The sequence below is a fragment of the Pseudomonas sp. B21-059 genome (assembly GCF_026016285.1).
In the GTDB taxonomy this organism is placed as follows: domain Bacteria; phylum Pseudomonadota; class Gammaproteobacteria; order Pseudomonadales; family Pseudomonadaceae; genus Aquipseudomonas; species Aquipseudomonas danubii.
In genome coordinates this window covers 6,523,721-6,550,299 of the sequence record NZ_CP087201.1, presented here as the reverse complement: position 1 = coordinate 6,550,299, position 26,579 = coordinate 6,523,721, and the positions used below count along the sequence as shown (strand labels likewise).

The following is a 26,579-nucleotide window of genomic DNA, read 5'->3' as shown; positions in this document are numbered from 1 at the left end:
AGATATCAAGTTCTCCTGTGATTATCGCTTTTGCGTATCTCTTTGTCGGGCACATGAAGTGCCTGATCAACTCTGCGCAGGGTATCCGAACTTTGAAGAATGAACCCCTGCACAGCACATAATTCGTCATGCCCATGAATGCTCTGTGAGGGTTGTCCGCCCGCGAAATTTTGGTCTTGATTTCTTCGCTCGTATACGATTTTCGACATTTTATAATTTGAGATCGCCTAGGATCTATTACACGCATCTTTTTCCATCGTAGGCTTTTAGTTATTTGTCGTCCGTGTTGCCATGAAGATCCAGGGAGAACCTGGACTAATGCAGTGAACGGCAAATAAAAAGACCTAACAAGACATTTACATGGGCCAAGAATGGGATCTCGACTAAAACAAAAAAATTCGAGAGCAATCGATGAAGGGTTGTTGTCGAGGAAACGCACCTCTCTAACCCCGAGGATTTCCCAGACCGCTGAATCCTCCGCTAGCGCTTGAATGAAATCCACCAAAAACCTAATGAAAATTCTCACCTAAAAATAGAATTTATCATATTTATATGTAAATTCTTATTAATCGATGTGTTTTACACGCCACCCACCAGTGCAGGGCCTGATGCCGAATGATGGGGCTGGCGGAAGGGGCGCTGCGGCCAGTGGTGCAGCGGCTTGTGGCTGCTCACCGATTGAATGGCTGCGACTTCCAGGGCTTCGTCTTCCTGCAAGGCTGGCAGCAGGCCGGGCAAGCGACTGGCCAGCAAGGTCTTGCCGGTGCCGGGCGGGCCGCTGAACAGCAGGTTATGGGCACCGGCGGCAGCGACCAGCAGGGCACGCTTGGCAGCCAGTTGGCCCTGGACTTCCCGCAGGTCGGGGTAGGGCGTGTGATTCTCCTGCAAGCCGTCGCTGACGTAAGGCGGAAGGGGGGCGTGCCCATTGAAGTGGGCGACGGCCTCCAGCAGATGGTCTACGGCGATCACCTCCAGGCCCGAGGCCAGGCAGGCTTCCTCGGCATTGGCCCGGGGCACCAGCAGGGTGCGTCCGGCCTTGCGTGCCGCCAGCGCGGCCGGGAGCACACCGCGCACCGCTCGCACCTCGCCGGACAAGGCCAGCTCACCCAGGCATTCGATGTTGTCCAGCGCCAGGGCCGGCACCTGCACGCTGGCGGCGAGGATGCCCAGGGCGATGGCCAGGTCGAATCGTCCACCGTCCTTGGGCAAGTCCGCGGGTGCCAGGTTGAGGGTGATGCGTCGCGGCGGGAAGTTGAATCCGGCGTTGAGGATGGCGCTGCGCACCCGGTCCTTGCTTTCCTTGACTGCGGCTTCCGGCAGTCCGACCAGGGTCAGGCTCGGCAGGCCGTTGGCCAGGTGCACTTCAACGCTGACAGCCGGAGCCTGTACGCCCACTTGGGCACGGCTGTGGATGATTGCCAGGGACATGGGGAGATCTTCCTTGAGACAGCGGGAACCGCGTCCTGCGGTGCTGCAAGGATAGATGAGGTCGTTGGCGGGAGGAGCTTTGAATGCGCACAGGATATGTCGCCGGCGCTATGGCTTTCGTTGGCAAACCGGCTCCAGGTTTGTAGGAGCCGGCTTGCCGGCGAATCGCGGGCTCAGCTCATTGCGCTGCCGGATTGAGCCGGGCTTCCAGCTCCGCCACTTTGGCCTCCAGGCTTTCCAGGCGTGCCCGGGTGCGGGCCAGGACCACCATCTGGCTGTCGAATTCTTCCCGGCTGACCAGGTCCAGCTTGCTGAAGCCGCTTTGCAGCAGGGCCTTGAACTGGCTTTCGATTTCATTGCGAGGCAGAGGTGTTTCACCGCTGAGCAAACGCGAGGCGTGGCCGCTCAGGGCATCGAGAAGGTCTTTGGGCGCGAGCATGGGAGTGTCCTGAATAGCAGATGGGCCGCAGTGTATCACGCACGGCTCAAGGGCTTGGTGGTGCCCGCTCTGCACGTTTTTCGCGCATCCGGGCGGGCGCTCGCGCACCGTTATTGTGCGTATCCGCGATGCCGATTTGTGGCAAGCCCGGACGGCCGTGGGCAAGGGACTGAAATCACTGATTTTTCCCGAGCTGGCAAGCTTTCTGCTTAGACCTTGGTGACCCATGCACTGATGCAGTCGCTGTGACGAATGCAGTGCGGCAGGCGGAGCGGGGAGTGTTTCGTCAGAAGCGGTTAGCTGGCGTCGGTCTGGCTGAGGAAGGCCGACGATGCGTTACAAAGCCAGGCACTGCGCTTAGACTTGAGTCGGGTTTGTTTTCCTGGGGCAAGTCCACCAATTCGGGAGAGAGTTTCATGAAGCTAGTCACTGCCATCATCAAGCCGTTCAAGTTGGACGACGTGCGCGAGTCGCTGTCCGAGATCGGCGTGCAGGGCATTACCGTCACTGAGGTCAAAGGCTTCGGCCGGCAGAAGGGTCACACCGAGCTGTATCGCGGTGCGGAGTATGTGGTGGATTTCCTGCCCAAGGTGAAGATCGATGTCGCCATTGACGACAAGGATCTTGACCGGGTTATCGAGGCGATAACCAAGGCCGCCAACACCGGCAAGATCGGTGACGGCAAGATCTTCGTGGTCAATCTGGAACAGGCTATTCGCATCCGTACCGGCGAAACCGATACCGACGCAATCTAAGCCGCCAAACCCAACGCCCCAGGAGAAAACAATATGACTCTGCGTAAATTCGCAGGGCTAGGAGCCCTTTTGTCCCTCGTAATGCCTGGCCTGGCCATGGCGGCAGACGAAGTGGCAGCTCCAGTCCTCAACTCCGGCGACACCGCCTGGATGCTGACTTCCACAGCCTTGGTGCTGTTCATGACCATTCCTGGCCTGGCGCTGTTCTACGGCGGCATGGTGCGGTCGAAAAACATTCTTTCAGTGCTGATGCAGTGCTTTGCCATTACCGGCCTGATCAGCATTCTGTGGGTCATCTATGGCTACAGCATTGCGTTCGACACGACGGGCATGGAACAGGGCGTCGTCAACTTCAACTCCTTCTTCGGTGGCCTGGGCAAGGCTTTCCTGGCGGGCGTGACCCCAGCCAGCGTAACCGGCCCGGCGGCGCTGTTCCCTGAAGCGGTGTTCATCACCTTCCAGATGACTTTCGCCATCATCACTCCGGCGTTGATTGTCGGTGCCTTCGCCGAGCGGATGAAGTTCTCCGCCATGCTGATCTTCATGGGCGTCTGGTTCACCCTGGTGTATGCACCGATCGCGCACATGGTCTGGTCCGGCAATGGCGGCCTGATGTGGGACTGGGGCGTGCTGGATTTCGCCGGCGGCACCGTGGTCCACATCAATGCCGGTATCGCAGGCCTGGTGGCGTGCCTGGTACTGGGCAAGCGCAAAGGCTTCCCTACCACGCCGATGGCTCCCCACAACCTGGGCTATACCCTGATGGGCGCGGCCATGCTGTGGGTCGGTTGGTTTGGCTTTAACGCCGGTTCCGCTGCTGCGGCCAACGGTACTGCCGGCATGGCCATGCTGGTCACTCAGATCGCTACTGCCGCCGCGGCTCTGGGCTGGATGTTTGCCGAGTGGATCACCCACGGCAAGCCAAGCGCGCTGGGTATCGCTTCGGGCGTGGTCGCCGGCCTGGTAGCCATCACTCCGGCCGCGGGCACCGTTGGCCCGATGGGCGCCCTGATCATCGGCCTGGCCGCTGGCGTGGTGTGCTTCTTCTGTGCCACCAGCCTCAAGCGCAAGCTGGGTTATGACGACTCCCTGGATGCCTTCGGCGTTCACGGCATCGGCGGTATTCTTGGCGCGATCCTCACCGGTGTGTTCGCCGCTCCATCTCTGGGCGGCTTCGGCACCGTGACCGACATCGCCGCGCAAGTCTGGATTCAGTGCAAAGGTGTGGGCTTTACCGTGATCTACACCGCGATCGTGACCTTCATCATTCTCAAGGTCCTGGATGCCATCATCGGGCTTCGGGTTACCGAGGAAGAAGAAGCGGTCGGCCTCGATCTGGCACAACACAACGAGCGGGGTTACAACCTGTAATCGCGCCTGAAAAAACGCCCGGCTCCGGCCGGGCATTTTTTTGCCTGGCGTTTGTCATTGAGAAAGGCTGAATGGATTTACTGACAAGCATTGGCGTGTATGCCGTGGCGATTTCCAGCAGGACAAATGCTTACACTAAAGCAGGATTATTCGGCGCTTTGTTTTTTCCCTGAGCGCGCTAGAATGCGCGCCGAAGCGTGGAGATCGGTATGTGGCAACAGACCCTGATTACCCTGCGGGCCAGGCCCCGGGGCTTTCATCTGGTGACGGACGAGTTGCTCGCCGGCCTGCCTGAGTTGAGGGCATGTCGGGTTGGTCTGCTGCATTTATGGCTGCAACATACCTCGGCCTCGTTGACCATCAACGAGAACGCCGATCCGGCGGTACGGCGTGACTTCGAGCGTTTCTTCAACACCCTGGTGCCTCAAGGCATGGCCGGGTACGAACATGACGACGAGGGCGCGGACGACCTTCCGGCGCACTTCAAAGCCAGTTTGCTAGGCTGTCAGCTGACTTTGCCGGTAGCGGCGGGGCGCTTGGCGCTAGGCACCTGGCAAGGTGTTTATCTGGGCGAGCATCGCGATCATGGCGGTGCTCGCAAAGTCCTTGCCACCCTGCAGGGTGATCGGGCATAAGCCGCTGAGTATCAGTGGACGTTGATTTTTTTCCGGCAGCCTTCGACAGTCGGCGCAGCTGGGCTATAACTAATCTGCTTTTCGCAAGTCATGAGGTAGAACATGAGCGACGATGATCTGGAAAACGACGACCTCGAAGTAGGTGACGAAGACGAAACCGAAGAAGGTCTTGAAGCGGCCGCCGACGATGTGGCGGAAGACGACGGCAGTGATGTTCCTGCTCCGACCGCCAAAGGCAAGGCCAAGGCCGCCGTCTCGGTAGACGAGCTGCCGAGTGTCGAAGCCAAGAACAAGGAGCGTGATGCACTGGCGCGTGCCATGGAAGAGTTCCTGGCCCGTGGCGGCAAAGTGCAGGAAGTCGAGGCCAATGTGGTCGCCGATCCGCCCAAGAAGCCTGATAACAAGTACGGCAGCCGGCCTATCTGAGCCTTGTTACTTGCTTGCTGAAAAAGCCCGCCGTCGCTGCGGGCTTTTTCATGGGCGCGTGCCGGGTAAATGGCGCTGCGTGGCGGCGATCGCGAGCAAGCTCGCTCCTACAGAACGAGCCGCATCATGTGCCGCTGTGCCAGCGACCCAGCAGTGCTGGCAGTTCTTTGAGGCTGCGAATCTCGGCATCAGGGGCGCGCTCGGCTTCCCAGGCCTTGCCCGCAGGATTGAACCAGATGGCCCGCAGGCCCGCCTGCTGGGCGCCGGCAATGTCGTCGCCCGGGTGATCGCCGATATGCACGGCGGTTTCGGCCGTTGCGCCACCGCGTTGCAGGGCTTCATGGAACAGCCGGGCATCCGGCTTGGCGACCCCAATGTCTTCGGCGCACAGGGCGAACTTGAAGTAGTCCGCCAGACCCAGGCGACGCACGTCGGCATTGCCGTTGGTGACGACCCCTAGGGCGAAATGATTGGCCAGGGCCTCCAGGGTCGGCTGAACCTCGGGGAAGATGTCCAGCTGATGCCTGGCATGCAGGAACACTTCGAAGCTCTGGTCGGCTAGCTGGCTGGCTTGGCTGTGCTCATACCCGGCCTCTTCCAGGGCATGGAACAGCACCCGGCGGCGCAGGGCGCTGATCCGGTACTTGAGCGTCGGCTCGTCCTGCAGCACCCGTTCGCGAATGGCCCACAGATGCTCCACCGGCACGCCGCCGAGATTCGGTGCGTGCTCGGTCAACCACTGGCGCAGGGTGGCTTCGGCGCTGACGATCACCGGCGCGGTATCCCACAGGGTGTCGTCGAGGTCGAAGGTGATCAGCTTGATGGTCATTACTCACCGCCTTTGTTGCGTTTGGCCCGTGGATGGGAGCTGTCGTAGACCGCTGCCAGGTGCTGGAAGTCCAGGTGGGTATAGATCTGTGTGGTCTTGATGTCCGAATGCCCCAGCAACTCTTGCACGGCTCGCAGGTCCTGGGAGGACTCCAGCAAATGGCTGGCAAAGGAATGGCGCAGCATGTGCGGGTGCAGGTTCTGTCCCAGTTCCCGCTCGCCGGCGGCCTTGACCCGCAACTGAATGGCTCGTGGCCCCAGGCGGCGCCCCTTCTGGCTGACGAACAGGGCGCCGTCCGGCGGGTTGCTCAGGGCTCGCAGCGGCAGCCACAGCGTCAGGGCTTCCCGGGCCTTCTTGCCCACCGGCAGCACACGGGTCTTGCTGCCTTTGCCCAGCACCTGCACCAGGCCGTCGGCCAGATCCAGCTGTTCGAGGTTCAGGCTGGTCAGCTCGGAGAGACGCAAGCCGCAGGAGTAGAACAGTTCCAGGATCGCCTGGTCGCGATGGGCCAGGAAGTCGTCTTCTACCGCGCCGTCGAGCAGTTGCAGGGCGCGGTCGGTATCCAGGGTCTTGGGCAGGCGACGTTCGCCCTTTGGCGGTGCCAGGCCGTTGGCCGGGTCGTGATCGCACAGCCCTTCGCGGTTCAGGTAGTGATAGAGCCCGCGCACGGCGGATAGAAGGCGTGCCAGGCTGCGTGATGACTGACCTTGCTGGTGCAGGCGGGCAATCATGCTGCGCAAGCCCTGGATATCCAGGTCGGTCCAGCTGCGCACCTGCTGCTTTTCACAGAATCCCAACACCTTGTCGAGATCGCGCCGGTAGGCCAGCAGGGTATGGGGCGACACCTGGCGCTCACTGCGCAGGTGTGCGCAGTAGGCATCCAGTTGCTGCTGCATGGTCAGCGTACCGAGCGCAGCGAGTGGGTGAAGCGCGGCAGCACGCGGCCGGTGACTTCAGCAATGTAATTGAGGAACAGGGTGCCTACCGAGCTCTTGTAGTGCTGCGGGTCACGGCTGGCGATGGCCAGTACACCGTGCATGCCCTGGTGCGCCAGGGCGACTACCGCAGTGGAGCCGATCTGCTTGCGCTGTTCTTCGCCGAAGAGAAAGTCCAGTTCGTGCTCGCGCAGGCTGCCACTGACACTCTTGCCTTCTGAAAGCAGGCCGCCGATGGCGCCCTGGGCTTCGGCGGCGGAGACCCAGCGGCCTACCGGCATGGGGCTGTCGCTGAACAGAATCAGGCTGACGAAGGGCACCTGGAAATCCTGGCGCAGGCTGTCTTCGACACTCATCACCACCTCTTCCAGGCTGGTGGCGTCCATCAGGGCCAGGATCAGGCGTCGGGTCTTGTCGAACAGCCGGTCGTTGTCCCGGGCCACGTCCATCAATTGCGACAGGCGATGGCGCATCTCGATGTTGCGCTCGCGCAGGATCTTCATCTGCCGCTCCACCAGCGATACGGTGTCGCCGCGCTGGTGCGGAATGCGCAAGGCCGGGAGCAACTCGTCGTGCTCGACGAAGAAGTCCGGATGGGCCTCCAGGTACGCGGCGACGGCGGCTGCGTCCAGGTCGGCAGAAGGCGTTGGGTCGGGCTTTGCGGCGGGAGCCTGCGGCTGATCAGTCATGGATTTCGCTCACTTAAAGACGCACCTGTCCTTCGTATACGCGCACTGCCGGACCGGTCATCATCACCGGTTGGCCAGGGCCTGCCCATTCAATGGACAGGCGCCCGCCCGGCAGGTCGATCAATAGGGGCGAATCCATCCACCCCTGGCTGATCGCGGCCACTGCGGCTGCGCAGGCGCCGGTACCGCAGGCCTGGGTTTCCCCAGCGCCACGTTCCCAGACCCGCAATTGCGCGCGTTGACGGTCCAGCACCTGGAGAAAGCCGACATTGACCCGCGCCGGGAAGCGCGGGTGATGCTCGACCTTCGGCCCCAGTTCGTGTACCGGCGCGCTGTTGATGTCATCCACCCGCAACACGGCGTGAGGGTTGCCCATGGACACGGCGGCCAGCTCGACCTGCAGGCCATCGACGTCCAGCGTATAGCTGTCGGCCTGGGCCGGGGCCTGGAACGGAATGTCCGCCGGCACCAGGCGCGGAGCCCCCATGTTGACGCTGATCTGTCCGTCGTTGCGTACATCCAGTTCGATGACGCCGCTCTTGGTCTCGACGCGGATCTGACGCTTGGTGGTCAGGCGCTTGTCCAGTACGAAACGGGCGAAGCAGCGGGCGCCGTTGCCGCACTGTTCCACTTCGGAGCCGTCGGAGTTGAAGATCCGGTAGCGGAAGTCCACGTCCGGGTTGCTCGGGGCCTCGACGATCAGCAGTTGATCGAAGCCGATTCCGGTATGGCGATCACCCCATTGTTTGGCGTGCTTGGGCAAAATATGCGCGTGCTGGCTGACCAGGTCGAGAACCATGAAGTCATTGCCCAGGCCATGCATCTTGGTAAAACGCAGCAGCATGGTCTTACTCCGGCAGCAGGCTTTCGCCAGCGAATAACTCGGCTACCGTCTCGCGGCGACGCACTTCAACAGCCAGGTCACCATCGACCAGTACTTCAGCGGCACGGCCGCGGGTGTTGTAGTTCGAGCTCATGACGAAACCATAGGCACCAGCGGAATGCACCGCCAGCAGATCGCCCTCGGCCAGGGCCAGGTGGCGTTCCTTGGCGAGGAAGTCGCCGGTTTCGCAGATCGGTCCGACGATGTCGTAGGTGCGGGGTTCGGCATCCCGCGGCTGGACGGCACTGACATCCATCCAGGCCTGGTACAGCGCTGGGCGGATCAGGTCGTTCATGGCGCCGTCGACGATGGCGAAATCCTTGTGTTCGGTGTGCTTGAGGTACTCGACACGGGTCAGCAGTACACCGGCGTTGGCCACGATGAAGCGGCCCGGTTCGAACACCAGGGCCAGGTCGCGGCCATCCAGGCGTTCACGCACGGCCTTGATGTAGTCGGCGGCCAGTGGCGGCTCTTCGTCGCGATAACGCACGCCCAGACCGCCACCCAGATCGATGTGGCGCAGGTAAATGCCGCATTCTCCAAGACGATCCACCAGATCCAGCAGGCGGTCGAGGGCGTCGATGAAAGGGGCCAGGGTGGTCAGTTGCGAGCCGATGTGGCAGTCGACCCCGACGATATCCAGGTTCGGCAGCTGCGCGGCGCGGATGTACACGTCCTCGGCAGTCGCAATGTCGATGCCGAACTTGTTTTCCTTGAGCCCGGTGGAGATATACGGGTGGGTGCCGGCATCGACGTCGGGATTGACTCGCAGCGAGATTGGCGCGCGAACACCCAGTTCGGCGGCCACCAGCTGCAGGCGCTCAAGCTCTTCTGCGGACTCGACGTTGAAGCAATGGACGCCCACTTCCAGGGCTCGGCGCATGTCGTCACGGGTCTTGCCGACACCGGAAAAGACAATCTTGTCGGCTTGGCCGCCAGCCGCCAGGACGCGCTCCAGCTCGCCTCGAGAGACGATGTCGAAGCCTGCGCCCAAGCGCGCCAGGACATTCAGCACACCCAGGTTGGAGTTGGCTTTTACCGCGAAGCAGACCAGGTGCGGCATGCCGGCAAGCGCCTCGGCATAGGCCAGGTACTGGGCCTCGATGTGCGCTCGGGAGTAGACGTAGGTCGGCGTGCCGAAACGCTCGGCAATGGCGGACAGGGCTACGCCTTCCGCGAACAGCTCACCGTCGCGGTAGTTGAAAGCGTCCATGGTGAGCCCTTAGTAGGTGTCGTGCTTGTGCGACTTCGACTGCGATTTCGCCTGTTCTTCTGGGGATTTGCTGTCATCGGGCAGATACAGCGGGCCTTTCTGGCCGCAGGCGGTAACAAGGCAGGCAACCGCGACGAGCGCAGCAAGGGAAGAGATCAGGCGCTTCATGGCGAAATCCTTGAGAATGCGTAAATTGCGCCCGAGTATACCGGCCACCCGGCAGCTTGCCTATGCAGCGTAACTCCCGTCCAGCGGGCCTTTGCCAGGGGCTGCTCAGAGGCTTTGGTCGGCTTCCGACACAATGGGCGTCGCATTTATCCGCCTGTTCGGTATCCTTTGCATTCGCCGGGGAGCGTCCGTATCTTGCGGCGCTTGAGCGTGAGTAGACACTTTTTGAGGTTCCTGCAATGAGTTTGACCGAAGCCCGTTTTCACGACCTGGTGGACGCCACCCAGCAGACGCTGGAGGATATTTTCGATGAGAGCGACCTGGACATTGACCTGGAAAGCTCCGCCGGAGTGCTCACCGTCAAGTTCGACAACGGCAGCCAGGTGATCTTCAGCCGCCAGGAACCTTTGCGCCAGCTGTGGCTGGCCGCCCGCTCCGGTGGTTTCCACTTCGACTACGACGAGGAAAGCGAGCGCTGGATGTGTGACAAGAGTGAAGAGCAGCTGGGGGAGATGCTGGAACGCATCGTTCTCGAACAGGCGGATATCAAGCTCGATTTCGAAGGGCTCTGAGGTCGTGACTCAGCCTGCCGCAGCCCGACCGCCCAAGCCGCTCTACAGCAATGTCAGCCCGGCGGTCAGTTCGCCGTGCATCAGTTTGTGCCGTCTCGATGAGGAGAAGGTCTGCCGCGGCTGTTTCCGCCATGTGGAGGATATTCGCGAGTGGCGTTCGGCCGATGACGAGCGGCGGCGAGTGATCTGCGCACAAGCGCTGCAGCGCAAACAGAGCGGTACAGCCGGGGGACTTTAGGTTCGTACTGGTACGGTTTGTTTATTCAGTGTGCTGTGATAGTGTCCGACTTCGCCTCGCTACATCGAGGCCGGTGAGAACCCCGTCTTATTTGGCGGGGTTTTGCTTTTTTGTGCAGAAAAAATAGGAGTCAGCCAGGATCATGAGTACTGCACCATCCATCATCCTTACCCGCCTTGACGTGCAACGTCTGGAGCGCCTGATCGACAGCCTGGACGACTCGCTGCCAGGCGTCATTGCACTGCAAACCGAGTTGGATCGTGCCGAAACGCTGGTGGGTCACGATGAAGTACCGGCCGGTGTCGTAACCATGAACTCGCGTGTGCATTGCCGTGAGGAAAGCAGTGGCAAGGACTATCACCTGACCCTGGTTTATCCACAGGACGCCAACGCCGACGAAGGCAAGATTTCGATCCTTGCACCCGTGGGCAGCGCCTTGCTGGGCTTGCAGGTGGGTCAATACATCGACTGGCCGGCGCCGGGTGGCAAGACCCTGAAGCTGACTCTGCTGGAAGTGGAATACCAGCCGGAAGCCGCGGGCGACTACCACCTCTGATTTGCGGCTAGACCTGCTCGAGCGCGTCGTTCAGTGCGCGCTCCAGGCTGGCCTTGTAGCGCAGATACACAATGCTCGAACTTTGCATATCACCGAGCAGGCCGGACAGGTCCAGGTCGGTGATGTAGCAGCGATAGCGTTCCGGTTCACGGCGCTGTCCGACGATTTCCTGGGCCACCGCGCTGAATAGCTGGTTGCCATATTCCAGTTCGGAAAACTCCCGTTGATTGCAGTACAGCGAGACTTGCACCTGGCCAGGTGCAGCCTTGCCGATGATCGCCTGCACGTCATAAAAGGCCTTGTCTACGGGGGTCGCAGGTGCTGGTCGCGGCTCTACCCGGCGCGCCCGACCGGTGCCTGAGGGCAGTATCTGCAAGTAGAGTGTGTCCAAAGGTTTCTCGCCCTGGCTACTGTCCATCGACTGTAGCGCTTCACGGCGGTAGAGGATCGACTGCAGGAAGCGCTGCAGGGGCACCAGCAGGCTTTGTTCGTCGTGGTACGGCAGGGTCTGCTGCCACAGGGCGTTGTGCTCATCGAGGATATAGAGTTCGGCGTGCTGCTCGATGATCCGGTAGAACACCTGAATGCAGTCTGGCTGGCCCATGGGCAGGATCAGCGCCAGGTCGTGATCTTCCAGGGCCATGGGATCGAGGTGCAGGGGGCTATAGCGGGCTTGCTCCTGGCCCAGGTATTCAAGCAGTGCGGCGGGTGTCGCCATGGCCCGATGCCGAACCTGGCCGGGTACCAGTTCGAGGACGTGAAAGTGCTGCTGGACCTGGATCAGGTAGCGGTAGTTGAGCTGACTGAGCAGGAGGTGGTGCGCGGTTTCGAACAGCTCCTCCACCCGCCGAGCGATGAACTGTGCGCGGTTGTGGCAGAAGCAGCGGACCCGCAACCGTGGTTGTGAGTCGGACGGCAGGTTGTTGAGGTAGTCCCGCAGGCATTCGAGCAAGGCATGTTCAGCGTCATAGCGCCCGACCATGACCTCGTTCCAGCTATTGAGGGTGACCTGATCCAGGGTCAGCACCAGGTTTTCCCGCACCCCGGCGTAGCTCAGGGAGTCGGTGCGCTCGGTGGTCATGAGAATGTTCAGGTCGCGGTGATGCTTGAGCGGGTCGACTCCGACGTTCACCAGGATCAGCACTTCGCCGGGTACGCTGGCATGCAGCAGCTGTTCTTCGTCGACGGTGGCCAATGGCAGGGCCACCGTCTGTTGCAGGCTGCCGAGCAAGTTGAACAGCTCGAACTCGCTCAGGTCGCTGCTGCCAGGGTGCAGGGCCAGGCGCGTGCTGCTATCGATCACCCCATTGCGATGGCACCAGGTCAGCAGCTCAAGCAATTCACGGCTGCGCTTGATAGGCGCGAAGTGCTCCCACTCCAGGGCGGTCAGATTGCCGTTGTACAGGCCCCAATGAGTCTGCCCTGGTTCTTTCTTGTTCGGCGATTGCACCAGGGTCAGGGTGTCTTCCGCGAGGTCCGGGGCGATGCCGGGATTGATGAACTCGATTTTCCCCGCCTTGCGTTCGAATGCCGCGTACAGGCGTCGGCCCAGCACGTTCAAGTCGCGTTTATTGATCAGGCTGGCGGCCTGTTCGGTGCGGGCGAACTGGGTCAGGAAGCGGTAGCTGTAGTTGAGTTCGTTGACCAGTGCCCGGCGCTCGCTGCTGACCTGGCGCACTTTCCATTGGCTGCGACTGTCCAGCAGGGCCAGCTGGCGCTGATCCCAGCCCCATTCGCTGGCCAGGCGCTCAAGCAGCGCCCGCTGCCAGCTCGGGCTGCGAGCGCCATTGCCGCTGGAAAGCTTGCGGTTGACCTTGAGGTACAGGCTGCGCCGTACCAGTTCCAGACGCTCGGGCTCGCCACGGGCCTTGAGGTATTCCTCGATGCGTCGGTAAACCACGATATAGGGGTCGAGCTCGTCCAGGTCCAGGCGGTTGGCGAACACCGCCTGCTTGAAGCGCAGGCTCAGGCACTGGACCCTGGGATGCTCACTGGCGTAGACCTCGATCAGCAGCAGCTTGAGTACTGATTTGTAGGGGGACTCGATGCCCTTGAACAGCTGCCAGAGTCCGGCTCCGATGAACTCGCCGGGCGGAATGCGTGCCATGTGGCCCAGGTCCAGGTTCTCTTCGGCGGGTACGAAGCGCTTGGAGAGCAGGGTGTGGATGTAGCGCTCGTAGCGGGACTCCTCGTACACCGGCACCAGCCACCACAACGGCGTGCGTCCGGCCAACCAGATGGCGGTGCGGTAGAACTCGTCGAGCAGCAGGTAGTGCTGGGTGGTGCCGCAATCATCCGAACTCAACTGTGTATCCCGCTCGCCGCGGACAAAACGGCTGGGGTCGATCAGGAAAAAGTGCGCCTCGGCGCCCTGGCCCGCGGCCCAGGCTTCCAGCAACTGGCATTTCTTCTGCAGTTCGGCCAGCTCGGTTTCGCTCAGGTCCGGCGCATGGCACACCCAGACATCCATGTCGCTCTGGTCCGCCTGGGCCAGGGTGCCCAGGCTGCCCATGAGAAACAGGCCGTGGATAGGTCGAGGTGGATTGCCATGACGAGGCTTGTAGGAAAAGGAGCGGGTCAGGCGCTGGGCTTCAGCCAGGGCTTGCGGGTCGGGCTCGTAGTTGGACAACCCCGCCGGGGTAGCGCCGGAAACGTAGCCGGGCAGCAGTGGATGATTGACGTGAAAGAACAGTGGCAGCAGGTTGAGGACCAGCTGCTGGCGTGCCGACAACCCTTCCATTGCCCGAGCCATGCGTCCAGCATTGAGGGTGAGAAAACGCGCGCGCAGTTGACTGAGAACCTTGCGATCGATTCCTTCATCCAGATCGGGACGGATTTCATGGGTATGGGGCATTTCAAGCTGAGCTCGAACGTGGCGGTTTGAGGACGGCAGCAGTTTATCGTCAGACAAGACCGAGCCTTAAGCTGATTTTGTTTTTTGACGCCAGATTTCTAGCGTATTGGCGGGAGGGTGCCTACGGAATCCGACAGACGGGAACCCCGCAGGCCGAGGAACGGTGTTCAGGCGGTTTCTTTGACGCTCAGGATGGTCAGCAGGCCTTGGGCATGTTCAGCAGCATCCCGGCCAAGGCTGGTCAGGTAGCCCCCATCGGGCTGGGTAATCAGTTCTTTGTCAAACAGGCGTTGGGCGGCGGCGATGGCAGAAGGGGCGGCAGTCTGATGGATTTTCAGGCCTTCCTGGGAGTTGTCCAGGTTGAAGAGTGCAAGGATTTCCAGTTCGGCAACCAACTCAGGGGTATACGACATAAGGACTCCAGACTTTCTAGGAATAAGAGGTCAGCGTTCTTAAGGTGACCGCAGAACGGCGGCGTGTCCAGCATTCGCTGAGGACTTTTGTACCTGGGGGCAGCGGTCTTTGGCCGCAGGGTGCCTGCAGTGTAGTCAGGTCGGGAGTGGCGTGCCGGAGCGTTGCTGCGGGCAGCGCTCCGGTAGTACCGGCTTACTGCTTCTCTGGAGGCAATTCCGGCAGGGCGCGCAGCGCGGCTTCGTACCATTGGGTATCGAAGGCGCGGTCTTCCTCGAGGATCGCATCGATCTCGACAGCCAGGACGTGGGCCATCAGGTTGAGGATTTCTTCCCGCTCGTAACCCACCAGAGTCAGCTTATTGAAGGTGGCCTTGGCTGCTGGCGGATTGTCGCTTTCGATCTGGTTCTCGATCGCTTCGATCAGGGTGTTTTCGGCGAACTCTTCTTCGTCGTTGTCGATATCGGTTGGCTCGCTCATGGCAGGCTCCTCAAGGAAAGGTCGCCAGTTTACTCGTATTCAGAGGCTGGATGCTGCTGGTCAGAAGTGGATTAACCTTCTATAAAAAGTCCTGCCGACCCCCTGCACGGCCTGGAGGCTATGGGATGTTCAAGCTTTATGGCTTCGCCATCAGCAACTACTACAACATGGTCAAACTGGCCCTGCTGGAAAAGGGCCTGCCCTTCGAGGAGGTGTTGTTCTACGCCGGCCAGAGCCCCGAGGCGCTGGCCATCAGTCCCCGGGGCAAGGTTCCGGTGCTGGAAGTGGAGCAGGGCTTTATCAGTGAAACCAGCGTGATTCTCGATTACCTGGAGCAGGTCCATCCCGAGCCGGCGCTGCTCCCGGGAGATGCCTTCGAGAGGGCACAGGTGCTGGCACTGGCCAAGGAGATCGAACTCTATATCGAGCTGCCGGCCCGAGCCTGTTTCCCCGAAGTGTTCTTCGGTGCAACGCTGCCCGAGGCCATCAAGGAAAAGGCTGGAGTCGAATTGCTGCAGGGTTTTGCCGCATTGCGCCGGCATGCTCGGTTCGCGCCGTATGTGGCGGGTACCAGCCTGAGCGTGGCGGACCTGTATTTCCAGTACAGCGTGAACCTGGCCCTGGTCGTTGGGGACAAGCTGTTCGGGATCGATTTTCTGGCCGATATGCCAGAGGCCAGGGCCCTGTTGGAGCGCCTGGAACAGACGCCCAACGCCAGGCGGATTGCCGCTGACAAGGCTGCGCTCATTACCGCCAGGCGATCGGGACGCTAGCGCCGGGCAGCCAGCTTGCAAGGACCGGCAGAGGGTTGCCGGCCCCTGCGGGCAGGGTGCTTAGCGGCTGGCCAGCAACGCCTGGCCGCGAGCCACAGCAGCCCGGACCTGAGCTGGAGCGGTGCCGCCGATGTGGTTACGGGCATTTACCGAACCTTCCAGGGTCAGCACGGCAAACACATCCTGCTCGATCTGGTCGCTGAATTTGCGCAGTTCTTCCAGGCTCATTTCTGCCAGGTCCTTGCCAGTCTCCACACCGTACTTCACGGCATGGCCGACGATTTCGTGGCAGTCACGGAACGGCAGGCCACGGCGCACCAGATAGTCCGCCAGGTCGGTAGCGGTGGAGAAGCCGCGCAGGGCCGCTTCACGCATGATGGCGTGCTTGGGCTTGATGGCCGGGATCATGTCGGCGAAGGCCCGCAGTGAGTCACGCAGAGTGTCGGCAGCGTCGAACAGCGGTTCCTTGTCTTCCTGGTTGTCTTTGTTGTACGCCAGGGGCTGGCCCTTCATCAGGGTCAGCAGGCCCATCAGTGCGCCGAACACTCGGCCGCTCTTGCCCCGCACCAGCTCTGGTACGTCGGGGTTTTTCTTTTGCGGCATGATCGAGCTGCCGGTGCAGAAGCGGTCCGGCAGATCGATGAACTGGAACTGCGCGCTGGTCCACAGCACCAGCTCTTCGGAGAAGCGCGACAGGTGCATCATTGCCACGCTGGCGGCGGCGCAGAATTCGATGGCGAAGTCACGGTCGGAGACGCTGTCCAGGGAGTTGCCGCCCACAGCTTCGAAGCCCAGCAGCTGGCAGGTCAGCTCGCGGTCGATGGGGTAGGTGGTGCCGGCCAGCGCAGCGCTGCCCAGGGGCATGCGGTTGGTGCGCTTGCGGCAGTCCACCAGGCGCTCGTAGTCGCGGCTGAGCATTTCGAACCAGGCCAGCATGTGGTGCCCGAAGGTCACGGGCTGGGCGGTCTGCAGGTGAGTGAAGCCCGGCATGATGCTTTCGGCTTCGCGCTCGGCCAGTTCCAGCAGGCCTTTTTGCAGGCGGGTGATCTCGGCCAGGATCAGGTCGATTTCGTCCCGCAGCCACAGGCGGATGTCGGTGGCCACCTGATCATTGCGGCTGCGCCCGGTGTGCAGCTTCTTGCCGGTGATGCCGATGCGGTCGGTCAGGCGCGCTTCGATGTTCATGTGCACGTCTTCAAGGTCCACGCGCCAGTCGAAGCTGCCGGCCTCGATCTCGCCCTGGATGGTCTTCAGACCGTCGATGATGCTGTCACGCTCGGCGTCAGTGAGCACGCCAACCTTGGCCAGCATGGTGGCATGAGCGATGGAGCCCATGATGTCGTGGCGATACAGGCGCTGGTCGAAAGTGACAGAGGCGGTGAAGCGGGCGACGAAGGCGTCGACGGGTTCACTGAAGCGGCCGCCCCAGGACTGATTGGTCTTGTCAGTGCTCATGAATTCGCTCGTGATCTGCTGAAGGAAGATGGCGTAAAAAACAGGCGCCGATAATAACAGGGTTGCCTGGGCTGTCGCTGGCACTGGTCGGCAGCTTTTTTCTCCGGGCCTGTGCTGCGTGGCTTGTCGCCGGTCCCGAGGGCGCAGAGACTGAGGTCGGCACAATCCGGAGTGGATCAGGACAGGGGGCCTTGAGTGCGGAAGGTGATATCGATCAAACGATATTTATCGATTGAGCAATATCGTCTTGGCAACCGTCTACAGTTGGACAGGAGGACCGGCACAATTGCGTAACACCCCTCGCGTGTTCGCAGTGAGTCTGTCCATCGAGTTCACTCCGCGCAGGTCCATGCAACTCGCCCACGAAACGAGGCGGGTGCGGCCAGGGTGGACACCGACCACAGTAACGAGGGGGGCTTTGTGTTGAATACCAGCATTCCCTGCAACGCCGTCGCGCATCCACCGACCTTGGGCGGTATCGGGCAGGTCCGGGTAAATATTGGTGCCCGACTTGCGGCACTTTTTGGCCTTCGCACTAGTCTTATCGTGGATCGCCGTGACGGACGTCACTCCACCTGTCTACGCTATCCTTGTGCGAGACTCACGCAGGAATCCAGCGCAATATGAATGTCCTGATCGTTGATGACGAACCCCTAGCCCGCGAGCGCCTGAGCCGGATGGTCAGTGAGCTTGAGGGATACAGTGTCCTGGAGCCCAGCGCCACCAATGGCGAAGAGGCACTGAGCCTGATCGACAGCCTGAAGCCGGATATCGTCTTGCTCGATGTCCGCATGCCGGGTCTGGACGGTCTGCAGGTCGCCGGAAAATTGTGCGAACGCGAGACGCCTCCGGCGCTGGTGTTTTGCGCGGCCCCGGACGAATTCGCCTTAGAGGCCTTCGATGCCAGCGGGGTCGGGCATCTGGTCAAGCCCGTGCGCCCAGAGCTGCTACTGGAGGCGCTGAAAAAGGCCGAGAAGCCCAATCGTGTGCAGTTGGCGGCCCTGACCCGGCCGGCGGCGGAAAGCGGCAATGGCCCGCGTAGTCACATCAGCGCCCGCACCCGTAAGGGTATCGAGCTGATTCCTCTGGCTCAGGTGGTGTATTTCATTGCTGACCACAAGTATGTGACCTTGCGCCACGAAAGCGGCGAGGTGCTTCTGGATGAGCCATTGAAGGCATTGGAAGACGAATTTGGTGAGCGCTTTGTGCGTATTCACCGCAATGCGCTGGTGGCCCGAGAGCGGATCGAACGACTGCAGCGTACGCCCCTGGGACATTTCCAGCTGTACCTCAAGGGGCTCAATGGTGATGCCCTGATCGTTAGCCGACGCCATGTGGCGGGTGTGCGCAAGATGATGCAGCAGCTCTAGACCGCGACTCAAGGCCCACAAAAAGGCAAGCCTGGCGTCGGGAGGGCGCTGCGTTTCTGATACAAGTCAAAGCTGCTTTGGCTGAGCTGTTATTATCTGCCGTATCTATTCAGTACGGATTGATCCATGTCCTCTCGCGAAATCCGCATCGCTACCCGCAAAAGTGCACTGGCCTTGTGGCAGGCCGAATACGTCAAAGCCCGTCTGCAAGAGGCCCATCCGGGCCTCGTCGTGACCCTGGTGCCCATGGTCAGTCGCGGTGACAAACTGCTGGACTCGCCCCTGTCGAAAATCGGCGGCAAGGGCCTGTTCGTCAAAGAGCTGGAAACCGCACTGCTGGAAAACCAGGCCGACATCGCTGTGCATTCGATGAAAGATGTGCCCATGGACTTTCCCGAAGGCCTGGGGTTGTTCTGCATCTGCGAGCGTGAAGATCCACGTGACGCCTTTGTTTCCAATACCTACGCCAGCCTTGAGCAATTGCCGGAAGGCAGCGTGGTGGGTACCTCCAGCCTGCGCCGCCAGGCTCAACTGCTGACCCGTCGGCCTGATCTGCAGATTCGTTTTCTGCGGGGCAACGTCAATACTCGGCTGGCCAAGTTGGATGCCGGTGAGTACGACGCCATTATCCTGGCCGCCGCCGGCCTGATCCGTCTGGGCTTCGAAGACCGCATCAGTTCGTCCATCAGTGTCGATGAGAGTCTGCCCGCCGGTGGCCAAGGCGCAGTCGGCATCGAGTGCCGTAGTGCCGATACTGAAATTCACGCGTTGCTGGCGCCTCTGCATCATGCCGACACAGCCAGCCGGGTGACTGCCGAGCGAGCGCTGAACAAGCATTTGAACGGTGGCTGCCAGGTTCCGATTGCCTGCTACGCGGTGCTCGAAGGCGATCAGATCTGGCTGCGAGGCCTGGTCGGCGAGCCTAGCGGTGGCCTGTTGTTGAGCGCGCAAGCGCGTGGCCCGCGAGCGTCGGCTGCTGAACTGGGGGTGAAGGTGGCAGACGACCTGCTGGCCCAGGGCGCCGATGACATCCTGCGCGCGGTCTACGGCGAGGCGGGCGAAGAGTGATCGGGTGGCGCCTGCTGCTGACTCGGCCGAGGGAAGATAGCGCTGCGTTGGCAGCGACCCTGGCTGAGGTCGGTGTCTTCAGCAGCAGCCTGCCGCTACTGGAGATTCAAGCCTTGCCTGTCAGCGATTCGCAGCGGGCGATCCTGCTGGAACTGGATCGTTACTGTGCGCTGATCGTGGTCAGCAAGCCTGCCGCGCACCTTGGCCTTGGCTTGCTGCGAGCCTATTGGCCTCAGCCTCCCGCTCAAAGCTGGTTCAGTGTCGGTGCCGGTACCGGGCAGATCCTTGCGGATGCCGGTCTGCAAGTTTTCTACCCTCAAACAGGTGATGACAGCGAAGCCTTGCTTGAACTTCCCCAATTGCGCGAGGCTATCCGGCGGCCTGAGCCACGGGTGCTGATCGTCCGTGGAGAGGGCGGTCGCGAGCTGCTCTCTGAGCGCTTGCGTGACCTAGGTGCTAGTGTCGATTATCTGGAACTCTACCGCCGGTGCCTGCCGCATTACGCCAAGGATGCGCTGCTTGAGCGGATTCAGGGGGAACGCTTGAACGGCCTGGTGGTCAGCAGTGGACAGGGTTTCAGCCACTTGCAGCAGTTGGCCGGCCCAGCCTGGTCGCAGTTGGCGAAGATGCCGTTGTTTGTTCCAAGCCCCCGGGTCGCCGAAATGGCACGTGCCGCCGGGGCGGAAAAAGTTGTGGATTGTCGCGGCGCCAGTGCCGCGGCTTTGCTAACGGCGTTACGGGAGCAACCCGTGCCCGTTCTCTAAACGCAAAGGATGGATACGTGAGCGAAACAGCCTTGCCTAAAGATGAAGTGCGGCCGGTGCCTGAAGCACCTGCCGAGCCCACGACCCCAACCGTTGAGCGTCGTGGCAACGGGTTGGCGATACTGGCCCTGCTGCTGGGGGCGGCGGGTGTCGCCGCTGGCGGCTGGGGGATCTGGCAGGTGCGCAGCCTGCAAGCCAACAACCAGCAGCAACTGAGCCAGCTGCAGGCCTTGGGGGATCAGGCGCAGAGTTTCAAACTCAGTGAACAGCGCCTGAGTGCACGCCTGGAACAACTGCCGGCAGCCGATGAGCTGGAGGACCGGCGGCGGCTGGTGGCCCAGTTGCAAGGTGATCAGCAGCGCTTGAGTCAGCGCTTGGAAACCGTGCTCGGCGCCAGCCGCAAGGACTGGCGCCTGGCCGAGGCCGAGCATCTGCTGCGTCTGGCCAGTCTGCGTCTGTCTGCACTGCAAGACATCAGCAGTGCTCAGGCACTGGTCCAGGGCGCAGACGATATCCTGCGGGAGCAGAACGACCCGGGCTCTTTCGCTGCACGCGAGCAATTGGCCAAGAGCCTGGCGGCTCTGCGCAGTACCGAGCAACCAGATCGCACCGGCCTGTTCCTGCAACTGGGAGCCCTGCGTGATCAGGTCCTTGAGCTCAGCGCCGTGGCTCCGGAGTACAAGGACCGCGGCGAGTCACTGCTGGGGCTGACCGCCGACGGTGACGGCGCGAGCCGCTGGGCGCAGTGGTGGGATCAGATCTCCCGCTATTTCCGCATCGATTTCAATGCCGACAAGAACATCCGTCCGTTGCTGGCCGGCCAGGGGCTGACTCAGGTACGCCTGGCCCTGAGCCTGACGTTGGAGCAGGCACAGTGGGCTGCCTTGAATGGTCAGGCGGCGGTCTATACCCAGGCACTGACCGAGGCACGTGATGTACTGACCAGCAACTTCAATCAGGACAATCCGCAAAGCAAGATCATGCTTGAGCGCTTGTCCGAACTGAGCAAGCAGCCCGTGACCGTTGTCACCCCGGATCTGGCCAAGACTTTGAGCACGGTCCAGGCCTATCTCGAGCGGCGCAATCTGAACGCTGAAGATTCAGTCAAGCCTCTGGCCAAACCTGCGGCGAACACCGTCCAGGAGGCGAGCCCATGAAGCGCGTCTATGTGATCGTTCTACTGCTCATCGCAGCCATTGGCCTGTTGGGGTTGGCCATTGCCGAGCATCCCGGGTACGTGCTGATCGCCTACAGCAACTTCCGCTACGAATCGAGTCTGTGGGCAACCCTGGCCCTGGTGGCGCTGATCTGGTTGGTGATCTGGGGCATCAAGCTGCTGATCGAATTGGTGATGGTCTCTGGTGGTGTGGTCAATCCCTGGTCGCGGCGTAATCGGAGTCGCCGGGTACAAATCGCCATCGAGCAGGGCCAGATGGACCTTGCCGAAGGTCGTTGGGCCAGCGCGCAAAAACATCTGCACCGTGCTGCAGAGGCCGAACGTCAACCACTGTTGTATTACCTCGGTGCGGCCCGCGCCGCCAACGAGCAAGGCCACTATGAGGAGTGCGACCAGTTGTTGGAGCGGGCACTGACTCGCCAGCCCCAGGCCGAGCTGGCGGTGGCCTTGAGTCATGCCCAGTTGCAGACCGACCGCGGTGATACCGAAGGTGCCCTGAGCACCCTGCAAGCGATGCATGAGCGCCATCCCCATAGCGTTCAGGTCCTGCGCCAGTTGCAGCGCCTGCATCAACAGCGTGGTGACTGGTCGGCGCTGATCCGTTTGCTGCCCGAGTTGCGCAAGGACAAGGCCCTGCCGGCCAGCGAGTTGCAGGAGCTGGAGCGTCGCGCCTGGGGTGAGAACCTGACCTTGGCGGCACGGCGCGAAGAGGATCAGGTGGCAGCCCTGCAGTCTCTCAATCGAGCCTGGCAGCAACTGACTTCGGCCCAACGCCAGGAGCCACAGCTGGTGCTGGCCTACGCCGAACAACTGCGTCAGCTGGGGGCGGGAGCCGAGGCTGAAGAGGCCCTGCGCACAGCCCTCAAGCGCAAATATGAAAGCCACCTGGCACGGCTTTACGGATTGGTGCGCGGCAGCGATCCATCGCGCCAGTTGCAGACTGCCGAGCACTGGTTGAAGGAGCATGCGGACGACCCGAGTTTGCTGCTGACCCTGGGCCGTCTGTGTCTGCAGAACAGTCTGTGGGGCAAGGCCCGGGACTACCTGGAAAGCAGCCTGCGACTGCAGCGCAATCCTGAAGCCTGTGCCGAGCTGGCTCGTTTGCTGGCTCAGTTGGGCGATACCGAGCGCAGCAACCAGCTGTTCCAGGAAGGCCTGGGAATGCTCGACGAGCGCCTGCTGGCGTCACCGTTGCCGGTTCCGGTACGGATCTGAAGCGTCTTCAGGGCCGGTTGCCGGTTGCAGGCAACCGGCCTGTTTTTATTTGGGGTTGATGGCTCATTCACGGTTGATTGTCGATCCGCTGCGGCATAGCGCTTCTTGAAAGGAGCGAGCGCTTTCTCTACCGTGGCTGCCTGTTTCTCTCCGTTACGGATATCTCATGTCGCTGGCCGGCTCTCGCTTGCTGTTCTCCCTGGTGTTCCTGGTGGGGGCTTTTGCCTCGTGGGCGGCGTTCAACCTGCAATCCGGTGGTGGCCTGGAATCCTGCACCTTGTGGGGCGTGCAACGCTTGCTGCTGATGATGTTCGCTGGCGTCAATCTACTGGCTGTGGTGCAGGGGCCGGGGCGCATGGGACGAGCTGTCTACTGGGCGCTCAACCTGATACTGGGCCTGTTCGGGGTGATCACTGCCGGGCGTCATGTGTTGCTGCAGAACATTCCTTCCGAGCAACTCCTGGCCTGCCTGCCGGACATGCCGTTCATGTTGCGCAACCTGTCCTGGTGGCAGGCACTGCAATTGACCTTCGTGGGGACATCGGACTGCGCGGAGGTCACCTGGACCCTGCTCGACATGAGTCTGCCGGAGTGGAGCCTGCTGTTTTTCGTGATCATGCTGATCTTCAGCGGCTACCGTCTGCTGCGCCTGTTTCGAGCCACTCGCAAGGCTGCAGCGTTGCCCTGAGTCATGGTTTGGTGGGAGGGCGCGGATTAAACGCTTGTATGAACTTTATCTCCTGCGTACCTTGATGCTGTTGTCGAGCGGGCATAATCTGGCCCGCACGCGTCACTGGAATTATGTTGCTCGATGCTGTTGCGCCTGACCGGATCCAGAGTCTCCAGAAGGGGGGCGGCGGGCAAGCGGCATGACCCATAAGGGAAGAGAGATCACCATGCTCGAAAGTTGTCAGAATGCTCAGGAACGCTGGGGTGGAGTGCATCTGCTGATCGACCGCTGGTTGCAGGAGCGTCACGAACTGGTTCGAGCCTATGATGCGTTGGGTGCCGAGCCCGAAGCCCTGAGCGAGAGCAAGAAATCGCTGCAGGAATTCTGCGGGATTCTGGTGGACTACGTTTCCGCCGGTCATTTTGAAATCTACGAGCAGCTCACCAGCGAGGCCAAGGCCTTTGGCGACAAGCGCGGGCTTGAGCTGGCCGATACCCTCTATCCGCGTATTGATGTGATCACTGAAAAGCTCCTGGCGTTCAACGACCTGTGTGATGCGGGTCAGTGTGTGGCGCAGAAGTTCAAGGAGCTGGGCGGCCTGTTGCACGAACGCTTCGAACTGGAAGATTGCCTGATCGAAGTGCTGCATAACGCCCACAAGCAGGACGCGGTGGCTCAGGCCTGAAAACAGGGCGGAGCAATACAGGAACGGCACGCCTTGGCGTGCCGTTTTTCGTTCCTGTGCCTTAGTCAGCAACGCCCAGCAGTTCGATCTCGAATACCAGGGGGGTGTAAGGCGCGATCAGGTCGCCTGCGCCTTCGGTGCCGTAGGCCTGATTCGAAGGAATCACCAGTCGCCATTTGGCGCCGGTGGGCATCTGCGACAAGGCGCTGCGCCAGCCTTCGATCACGCTGTCCAGGCGAAACCACTGCGGTTGCTGGGTCTGGTCGAACACGGTGCCATCGGGCAGGCGTCCGGTGTAGCGCACCTGGACTGAACCGTTGGGGCTGGCCTTGTTGCCACTGCCAGGTGCCAGCTCGGTCAGGAGAATGCCATCGGCCAGTTGGCGCACGCCGGGCTTGGCCTTTTCCTGGTCGAGAAAACGTCGTTCGTTTTCCAGGGCCGCTTCAGTTTTCGACTTGCTCGACTGCTCGCTGATCCGTGCATCGTGCTGAGCCAGGATCTGTTCGATGCGTTCGGTTTTTAGGGCCAGTGGCTTGCCTTGATAAGCGGCTTTCAAACCCTCGACCAATGCCTGGATCTGCAGATCGGGCACTTCGTCACGCAGTCGTTCACCGAGGCTTGCGCCCAGGCTGTAGGCAAGGTCGTGAGCGTCATTGGGCGGCGCTTCGGCAGCAGCCTGAGCCAGTGGCAAGAACAGGCTCAGGGATAAAAACAGGTAACGCGACATGGGCACTCTCCGGCCTGAGTAGCGGTGGATTATGCCAGCGACAAAGCACGGGTTGGTGAGCAACTTCGATGACGGCGAAGAACATTTTCAATCCGCTGCAACGCCGGGCTTTCGATACTGTCAACATGCCCTAGCGGCGGTAGCAGCAGAGGTCTAGTATGAGCCGCAACTCACGTCAGCCAGGAGGTAAACCATGTCGGCCAATAAGAAGCCTGTAAATACTCCGTTGCATTTGCTCCAACAGCTGTCGGGCAGCCTGCTCGAACATTTGGAAAACGCTTGTTCCCAAGCCTTGGCTGATGCTGAAAAACTGCTCGCCAAGCTGGAAAAACAACGGGGTAAAGCGCAGGAAAAACTGCACAAATCGCGCACCAAATTGCAGGACGCTGCGGCGGCCGGCAAGGCCAAGGCACAAGCCAAGGCCAAGACCGCGGTGAAAGAACTCGAAGACTTGCTGGACGCATTGAAAGAGCGCCAGGCACAAACCCGCAGCTACATTCTGCAACTCAAGCGCGATGCCCAGGAAAGCCTGAAACTGGCTCAAGGCGTTGGTCGTGTGAAGGAAGCAGTGGCCAAGGCATTGAGCACTCGTGATGCCAAGCCGGTAGCTGTCGCGGCGAAGAAACCAGCGGCCAAGCCTGCAGCTAAAGCACCTGCCAAATCTGCCGCCAAACCAGTAGCGAAAAAAGCGGCTGCCAGCGCAGCTAAACCCGCGGCGAGCAAATCCGCAGCGGCTAAACCTGCCGCCAAGCCTGCGCCTGCCAAACCTGTTGCCGCCAAGACCGCTGCCGCCAAGCCAGCAGCCAAAGCCGCCGCAGCCAAGCCTGCCGCCGCCAAGCCAGTGGCCAAACCTGCCGCCAAATCTGTAGCAGCCAAACCTGCCGCTAAACCAGCAGCCAAGCCTGCGGCCAAGCCTGCGGCCAAACCCGCAGCGGCTAAAACAGCTGCCGCTAAACCTGTCGCAGCCAAACCCGCAGCCAAACCTGCCGCCGCAAAAGCGCCGGCCAAACCTGCTGCCAAACCCGCCAGCAAACCTGCAGTAGCTGCCAAGCCAGCAGCATCGTCGGCTGCTAAACCAGCAGCCAAGCCGGCCGCCAAGCCTGCGGCCAAACCGGCTGCGAAAAAGCCGGCGGCCAAGCCTGCAGCAGCCAAACCTGCTGTGGCCAAACCCGCCACCCCGGCAGCCAAGCCAGCGGCTCCAGCACCGGCTGCGGCCAAGCCAGCTGCACCCGCGCCAGCAGCCTCGCCAGCAGCGGCTGCGAGCACAGCTCCTGCCGCTCCCGCTCCGGTAACTGCCGGTACTCCTTCCAGCGCTTCTTAAGCGCCGGTCGCCGCGACGCGCAGCACCTGCAGCGCGTCGCGGTTGCGTTCGGCGGCTCCGGCCGCCAATCCTTCAAGCCAGTCTTCCAGGCTCTTCGCTTGAACCTCCGGCCATTCCCGTACCCGCTCCTGCAAACGCAACAGCAATTGCCGTTCGGCTTCCAGTTCCAGGGTCTTGACCTGTTCGCGCAAGGCACTCAACTCAAGGTCTTCGCGGGCCGCATCGCGCCAGCCAATGCGCAAGTCGCGCAAAGGTTGAACCACGTCCCGGTGCCAAGGCGCCGCGAGCTCTTTCAACTGCTCCAGGCGCTGGCTATCGCAGCGGACGCCTCGCTGGCCAAGCCAGGCTCCACAGAGCAGCAGGCAGACATTGGCACCTTCGTCCTGTAGTTGCAGGCAGGCTTCCTGCACGCCGGGAAGGGCATAAATGGTCAGGGAAAAATTCCACAGGTCAGAGGACATAGTGCTACTCG

Annotated in this window: 29 protein-coding genes and 1 pseudogene; 16 read left to right on the top strand and 14 right to left on the bottom strand. The window is 61.3% G+C overall.

The window, feature by feature from the left end:
- Positions 1-585: 585 nt before the first annotated feature.
- Positions 586-1,428: pseudogene (locus LOY69_RS29290) on the bottom strand (YifB family Mg chelatase-like AAA ATPase); the annotation flags it as partial.
- 178 nt (positions 1,429-1,606) lie between these two features.
- Positions 1,607-1,867: an accessory factor UbiK family protein gene (locus LOY69_RS29285; protein ID WP_072451854.1), complete on the bottom strand. Its 261-nt coding sequence runs from the start codon at positions 1,865-1,867 to the stop codon at positions 1,607-1,609.
- 416 nt (positions 1,868-2,283) lie between these two features.
- Here LOY69_RS29285 and glnK point away from each other — a divergent pair, with 416 nt between their 5' ends.
- The 4 genes from glnK (at position 2,284) to sutA (ending at position 5,054) form a co-directional block, all read left to right on the top strand.
- Positions 2,284-2,622, top strand: coding sequence for a P-II family nitrogen regulator (gene glnK, locus LOY69_RS29280; RefSeq protein WP_002555808.1), 339 nt, complete (start codon positions 2,284-2,286; stop codon positions 2,620-2,622).
- A 33-nt stretch (positions 2,623-2,655) separates the two neighbouring features.
- Entirely contained in the window at positions 2,656-3,993 is a 1,338-nt protein-coding gene (locus tag LOY69_RS29275) for an ammonium transporter (protein WP_102881269.1), read from the top strand.
- 209 nt (positions 3,994-4,202) lie between these two features.
- The gene (locus LOY69_RS29270; RefSeq protein ID WP_102862235.1) at positions 4,203-4,628 is read left to right on the top strand and encodes a secondary thiamine-phosphate synthase enzyme YjbQ; all 426 of its coding nucleotides are present in this window, start codon (positions 4,203-4,205) and stop codon (positions 4,626-4,628) included.
- 102 nt (positions 4,629-4,730) lie between these two features.
- Positions 4,731-5,054 (top strand): transcriptional regulator SutA, encoded by a 324-nt coding sequence (sutA, locus tag LOY69_RS29265; RefSeq protein WP_007926654.1) that lies wholly within the window; start codon positions 4,731-4,733, stop codon positions 5,052-5,054.
- 124 nt (positions 5,055-5,178) lie between these two features.
- Here sutA and LOY69_RS29260 read toward each other — a convergent pair whose 3' ends face one another.
- The 6 genes from LOY69_RS29260 to lptM are packed head-to-tail and all read right to left on the bottom strand — an operon-like array spanning position 5,179 to position 9,771.
- The gene (locus LOY69_RS29260) at positions 5,179-5,883 is read right to left on the bottom strand and encodes an HAD family hydrolase (RefSeq protein ID WP_170002937.1); all 705 of its coding nucleotides are present in this window, start codon (positions 5,881-5,883) and stop codon (positions 5,179-5,181) included.
- Positions 5,883-6,779, bottom strand: coding sequence for a tyrosine recombinase XerC (gene xerC / locus LOY69_RS29255; RefSeq protein ID WP_265073917.1), 897 nt, complete (start codon positions 6,777-6,779; stop codon positions 5,883-5,885). Before xerC ends, LOY69_RS29260 begins: the two co-directional genes overlap by 1 nt.
- A gap of 2 nt (positions 6,780-6,781) precedes the next feature.
- Positions 6,782-7,507: a DUF484 family protein gene (locus tag LOY69_RS29250; RefSeq protein WP_102881265.1), complete on the bottom strand. Its 726-nt coding sequence runs from the start codon at positions 7,505-7,507 to the stop codon at positions 6,782-6,784.
- Positions 7,508-7,520: 13 nt separating this feature from the next.
- The gene (dapF, locus tag LOY69_RS29245) at positions 7,521-8,351 is read right to left on the bottom strand and encodes a diaminopimelate epimerase (RefSeq protein ID WP_265073916.1); all 831 of its coding nucleotides are present in this window, start codon (positions 8,349-8,351) and stop codon (positions 7,521-7,523) included.
- A gap of 4 nt (positions 8,352-8,355) precedes the next feature.
- The gene (gene lysA, locus LOY69_RS29240; protein WP_265073915.1) at positions 8,356-9,603 is read right to left on the bottom strand and encodes a diaminopimelate decarboxylase; all 1,248 of its coding nucleotides are present in this window, start codon (positions 9,601-9,603) and stop codon (positions 8,356-8,358) included.
- A 9-nt stretch (positions 9,604-9,612) separates the two neighbouring features.
- Positions 9,613-9,771, bottom strand: a complete 159-nt coding sequence (gene lptM, locus LOY69_RS29235; protein WP_082729310.1) for an LPS translocon maturation chaperone LptM — start codon at positions 9,769-9,771, stop codon at positions 9,613-9,615.
- A gap of 239 nt (positions 9,772-10,010) precedes the next feature.
- Here lptM and cyaY point away from each other — a divergent pair, with 239 nt between their 5' ends.
- The 3 genes from cyaY to rnk all read left to right on the top strand — a co-directional run bounded on the left by cyaY (position 10,011) and on the right by rnk (position 11,137).
- Positions 10,011-10,343, top strand: coding sequence for an iron donor protein CyaY (cyaY, locus tag LOY69_RS29230; RefSeq protein ID WP_102862229.1), 333 nt, complete (start codon positions 10,011-10,013; stop codon positions 10,341-10,343).
- A gap of 4 nt (positions 10,344-10,347) precedes the next feature.
- A complete protein-coding gene (locus tag LOY69_RS29225; protein ID WP_102862228.1) occupies positions 10,348-10,581 on the top strand; it encodes a DUF1289 domain-containing protein in 234 nt (77 codons plus the stop codon).
- Between the two features lie 142 nt (positions 10,582-10,723).
- Positions 10,724-11,137 (top strand): nucleoside diphosphate kinase regulator, encoded by a 414-nt coding sequence (rnk, locus tag LOY69_RS29220; RefSeq protein WP_011064182.1) that lies wholly within the window; start codon positions 10,724-10,726, stop codon positions 11,135-11,137.
- A gap of 7 nt (positions 11,138-11,144) precedes the next feature.
- On the opposite strand, the gene LOY69_RS29215 is transcribed toward rnk, so the two are convergent.
- The 3 genes from LOY69_RS29215 to LOY69_RS29205 all read right to left on the bottom strand — a co-directional run bounded on the left by LOY69_RS29215 (position 11,145) and on the right by LOY69_RS29205 (position 14,882).
- Positions 11,145-13,991 carry a class I adenylate cyclase gene (locus tag LOY69_RS29215; protein ID WP_265073914.1) on the bottom strand — a complete coding sequence of 949 codons (2,847 nt, stop codon included), beginning with the start codon at positions 13,989-13,991 and terminating at the stop codon, positions 11,145-11,147.
- A 167-nt stretch (positions 13,992-14,158) separates the two neighbouring features.
- Complete coding sequence (locus LOY69_RS29210; RefSeq protein WP_025130885.1) at positions 14,159-14,404, bottom strand: TIGR02647 family protein; 246 nt, start codon at positions 14,402-14,404, stop codon at positions 14,159-14,161.
- A gap of 193 nt (positions 14,405-14,597) precedes the next feature.
- Positions 14,598-14,882: a hypothetical protein gene (locus tag LOY69_RS29205; RefSeq protein WP_102862226.1), complete on the bottom strand. Its 285-nt coding sequence runs from the start codon at positions 14,880-14,882 to the stop codon at positions 14,598-14,600.
- Between the two features lie 125 nt (positions 14,883-15,007).
- Between LOY69_RS29205 and LOY69_RS29200 the strand changes: the two genes are divergently transcribed.
- On the top strand, positions 15,008-15,655 hold the full coding sequence (locus LOY69_RS29200; RefSeq protein ID WP_102862225.1) for a glutathione S-transferase: 648 nt from the start codon (positions 15,008-15,010) through the stop codon (positions 15,653-15,655).
- A 60-nt stretch (positions 15,656-15,715) separates the two neighbouring features.
- On the opposite strand, the gene argH is transcribed toward LOY69_RS29200, so the two are convergent.
- The gene (gene argH, locus LOY69_RS29195) at positions 15,716-17,110 is read right to left on the bottom strand and encodes an argininosuccinate lyase (protein WP_102862224.1); all 1,395 of its coding nucleotides are present in this window, start codon (positions 17,108-17,110) and stop codon (positions 15,716-15,718) included.
- 623 nt (positions 17,111-17,733) lie between these two features.
- Here argH and LOY69_RS29190 point away from each other — a divergent pair.
- The 7 genes from LOY69_RS29190 to rsd all read left to right on the top strand — a co-directional run bounded on the left by LOY69_RS29190 (position 17,734) and on the right by rsd (position 24,059).
- Positions 17,734-18,480 (top strand): LytR/AlgR family response regulator transcription factor, encoded by a 747-nt coding sequence (locus LOY69_RS29190; protein ID WP_102862223.1) that lies wholly within the window; start codon positions 17,734-17,736, stop codon positions 18,478-18,480.
- A 126-nt stretch (positions 18,481-18,606) separates the two neighbouring features.
- A complete protein-coding gene (gene hemC / locus LOY69_RS29185; protein ID WP_102881262.1) occupies positions 18,607-19,548 on the top strand; it encodes a hydroxymethylbilane synthase in 942 nt (313 codons plus the stop codon).
- Entirely contained in the window at positions 19,545-20,312 is a 768-nt protein-coding gene (locus LOY69_RS29180) for a uroporphyrinogen-III synthase (RefSeq protein WP_102881261.1), read from the top strand. Before hemC ends, LOY69_RS29180 begins: the two co-directional genes overlap by 4 nt.
- A 17-nt stretch (positions 20,313-20,329) precedes the next feature.
- Complete coding sequence (locus LOY69_RS29175) at positions 20,330-21,469, top strand: uroporphyrinogen-III C-methyltransferase (RefSeq protein WP_102881260.1); 1,140 nt, start codon at positions 20,330-20,332, stop codon at positions 21,467-21,469.
- Positions 21,466-22,704, top strand: a complete 1,239-nt coding sequence (locus tag LOY69_RS29170) for a heme biosynthesis protein HemY (protein WP_110652920.1) — start codon at positions 21,466-21,468, stop codon at positions 22,702-22,704. The genes LOY69_RS29175 and LOY69_RS29170 overlap by 4 nt, the downstream gene beginning before the upstream one ends.
- A gap of 166 nt (positions 22,705-22,870) precedes the next feature.
- Positions 22,871-23,392, top strand: a complete 522-nt coding sequence (locus tag LOY69_RS29165) for a disulfide bond formation protein B (RefSeq protein ID WP_102881258.1) — start codon at positions 22,871-22,873, stop codon at positions 23,390-23,392.
- 208 nt (positions 23,393-23,600) lie between these two features.
- Entirely contained in the window at positions 23,601-24,059 is a 459-nt protein-coding gene (gene rsd, locus LOY69_RS29160) for a sigma D regulator (protein ID WP_102862217.1), read from the top strand.
- A 61-nt stretch (positions 24,060-24,120) separates the two neighbouring features.
- Here rsd and LOY69_RS29155 read toward each other — a convergent pair whose 3' ends face one another.
- Positions 24,121-24,786 (bottom strand): FKBP-type peptidyl-prolyl cis-trans isomerase, encoded by a 666-nt coding sequence (locus tag LOY69_RS29155; protein ID WP_170002951.1) that lies wholly within the window; start codon positions 24,784-24,786, stop codon positions 24,121-24,123.
- Positions 24,787-24,979: 193 nt separating this feature from the next.
- Here LOY69_RS29155 and LOY69_RS29150 point away from each other — a divergent pair, with 193 nt between their 5' ends.
- Complete coding sequence (locus LOY69_RS29150; RefSeq protein ID WP_265073913.1) at positions 24,980-26,107, top strand: AlgP family protein; 1,128 nt, start codon at positions 24,980-24,982, stop codon at positions 26,105-26,107.
- Here LOY69_RS29150 and LOY69_RS29145 read toward each other — a convergent pair.
- On the bottom strand, positions 26,104-26,568 hold the full coding sequence (locus tag LOY69_RS29145) for a TIGR02444 family protein (protein WP_102881255.1): 465 nt from the start codon (positions 26,566-26,568) through the stop codon (positions 26,104-26,106). The genes LOY69_RS29150 and LOY69_RS29145 overlap by 4 nt on opposite strands.
- Between the last annotated feature and the right edge of the window lie 11 nt (positions 26,569-26,579).

Bases quoted from the DNA above. Each gene is read 5' to 3' on its own strand.
- LOY69_RS29200 (WP_102862225.1), top strand. From the start codon at position 15,008: ATGTTCAAGCTTTATGGCTTCGCCATCAGCAACTACTACAACATGGTC.
- sutA (WP_007926654.1), top strand. From the start codon at position 4,731: ATGAGCGACGATGATCTGGAAAACGACGACCTCGAAGTAGGTGACGAA.
- rsd (WP_102862217.1), top strand. From the start codon at position 23,601: ATGCTCGAAAGTTGTCAGAATGCTCAGGAACGCTGGGGTGGAGTGCAT.
- dapF (WP_265073916.1), bottom strand. From the start codon at position 8,351: ATGCTGCTGCGTTTTACCAAGATGCATGGCCTGGGCAATGACTTCATG.
- LOY69_RS29190 (WP_102862223.1), top strand. From the start codon at position 17,734: ATGAATGTCCTGATCGTTGATGACGAACCCCTAGCCCGCGAGCGCCTG.
- LOY69_RS29205 (WP_102862226.1), bottom strand. From the start codon at position 14,882: ATGAGCGAGCCAACCGATATCGACAACGACGAAGAAGAGTTCGCCGAA.
- LOY69_RS29260 (WP_170002937.1), bottom strand. From the start codon at position 5,883: ATGACCATCAAGCTGATCACCTTCGACCTCGACGACACCCTGTGGGAT.
- lptM (WP_082729310.1), bottom strand. From the start codon at position 9,771: ATGAAGCGCCTGATCTCTTCCCTTGCTGCGCTCGTCGCGGTTGCCTGC.
- LOY69_RS29145 (WP_102881255.1), bottom strand. From the start codon at position 26,568: ATGTCCTCTGACCTGTGGAATTTTTCCCTGACCATTTATGCCCTTCCC.
- argH (WP_102862224.1), bottom strand. From the start codon at position 17,110: ATGAGCACTGACAAGACCAATCAGTCCTGGGGCGGCCGCTTCAGTGAA.
- LOY69_RS29210 (WP_025130885.1), bottom strand. From the start codon at position 14,404: ATGTCGTATACCCCTGAGTTGGTTGCCGAACTGGAAATCCTTGCACTC.
- lysA (WP_265073915.1), bottom strand. From the start codon at position 9,603: ATGGACGCTTTCAACTACCGCGACGGTGAGCTGTTCGCGGAAGGCGTA.
- LOY69_RS29150 (WP_265073913.1), top strand. From the start codon at position 24,980: ATGTCGGCCAATAAGAAGCCTGTAAATACTCCGTTGCATTTGCTCCAA.
- LOY69_RS29250 (WP_102881265.1), bottom strand. From the start codon at position 7,507: ATGACTGATCAGCCGCAGGCTCCCGCCGCAAAGCCCGACCCAACGCCT.
- LOY69_RS29215 (WP_265073914.1), bottom strand. From the start codon at position 13,991: ATGCCCCATACCCATGAAATCCGTCCCGATCTGGATGAAGGAATCGAT.
- LOY69_RS29170 (WP_110652920.1), top strand. From the start codon at position 21,466: ATGAAGCGCGTCTATGTGATCGTTCTACTGCTCATCGCAGCCATTGGC.
- LOY69_RS29285 (WP_072451854.1), bottom strand. From the start codon at position 1,867: ATGCTCGCGCCCAAAGACCTTCTCGATGCCCTGAGCGGCCACGCCTCG.
- hemC (WP_102881262.1), top strand. From the start codon at position 18,607: ATGTCCTCTCGCGAAATCCGCATCGCTACCCGCAAAAGTGCACTGGCC.
- LOY69_RS29270 (WP_102862235.1), top strand. From the start codon at position 4,203: ATGTGGCAACAGACCCTGATTACCCTGCGGGCCAGGCCCCGGGGCTTT.
- rnk (WP_011064182.1), top strand. From the start codon at position 10,724: ATGAGTACTGCACCATCCATCATCCTTACCCGCCTTGACGTGCAACGT.
- cyaY (WP_102862229.1), top strand. From the start codon at position 10,011: ATGAGTTTGACCGAAGCCCGTTTTCACGACCTGGTGGACGCCACCCAG.
- LOY69_RS29275 (WP_102881269.1), top strand. From the start codon at position 2,656: ATGACTCTGCGTAAATTCGCAGGGCTAGGAGCCCTTTTGTCCCTCGTA.
- glnK (WP_002555808.1), top strand. From the start codon at position 2,284: ATGAAGCTAGTCACTGCCATCATCAAGCCGTTCAAGTTGGACGACGTG.
- LOY69_RS29155 (WP_170002951.1), bottom strand. From the start codon at position 24,786: ATGTCGCGTTACCTGTTTTTATCCCTGAGCCTGTTCTTGCCACTGGCT.
- xerC (WP_265073917.1), bottom strand. From the start codon at position 6,779: ATGCAGCAGCAACTGGATGCCTACTGCGCACACCTGCGCAGTGAGCGC.
- LOY69_RS29165 (WP_102881258.1), top strand. From the start codon at position 22,871: ATGTCGCTGGCCGGCTCTCGCTTGCTGTTCTCCCTGGTGTTCCTGGTG.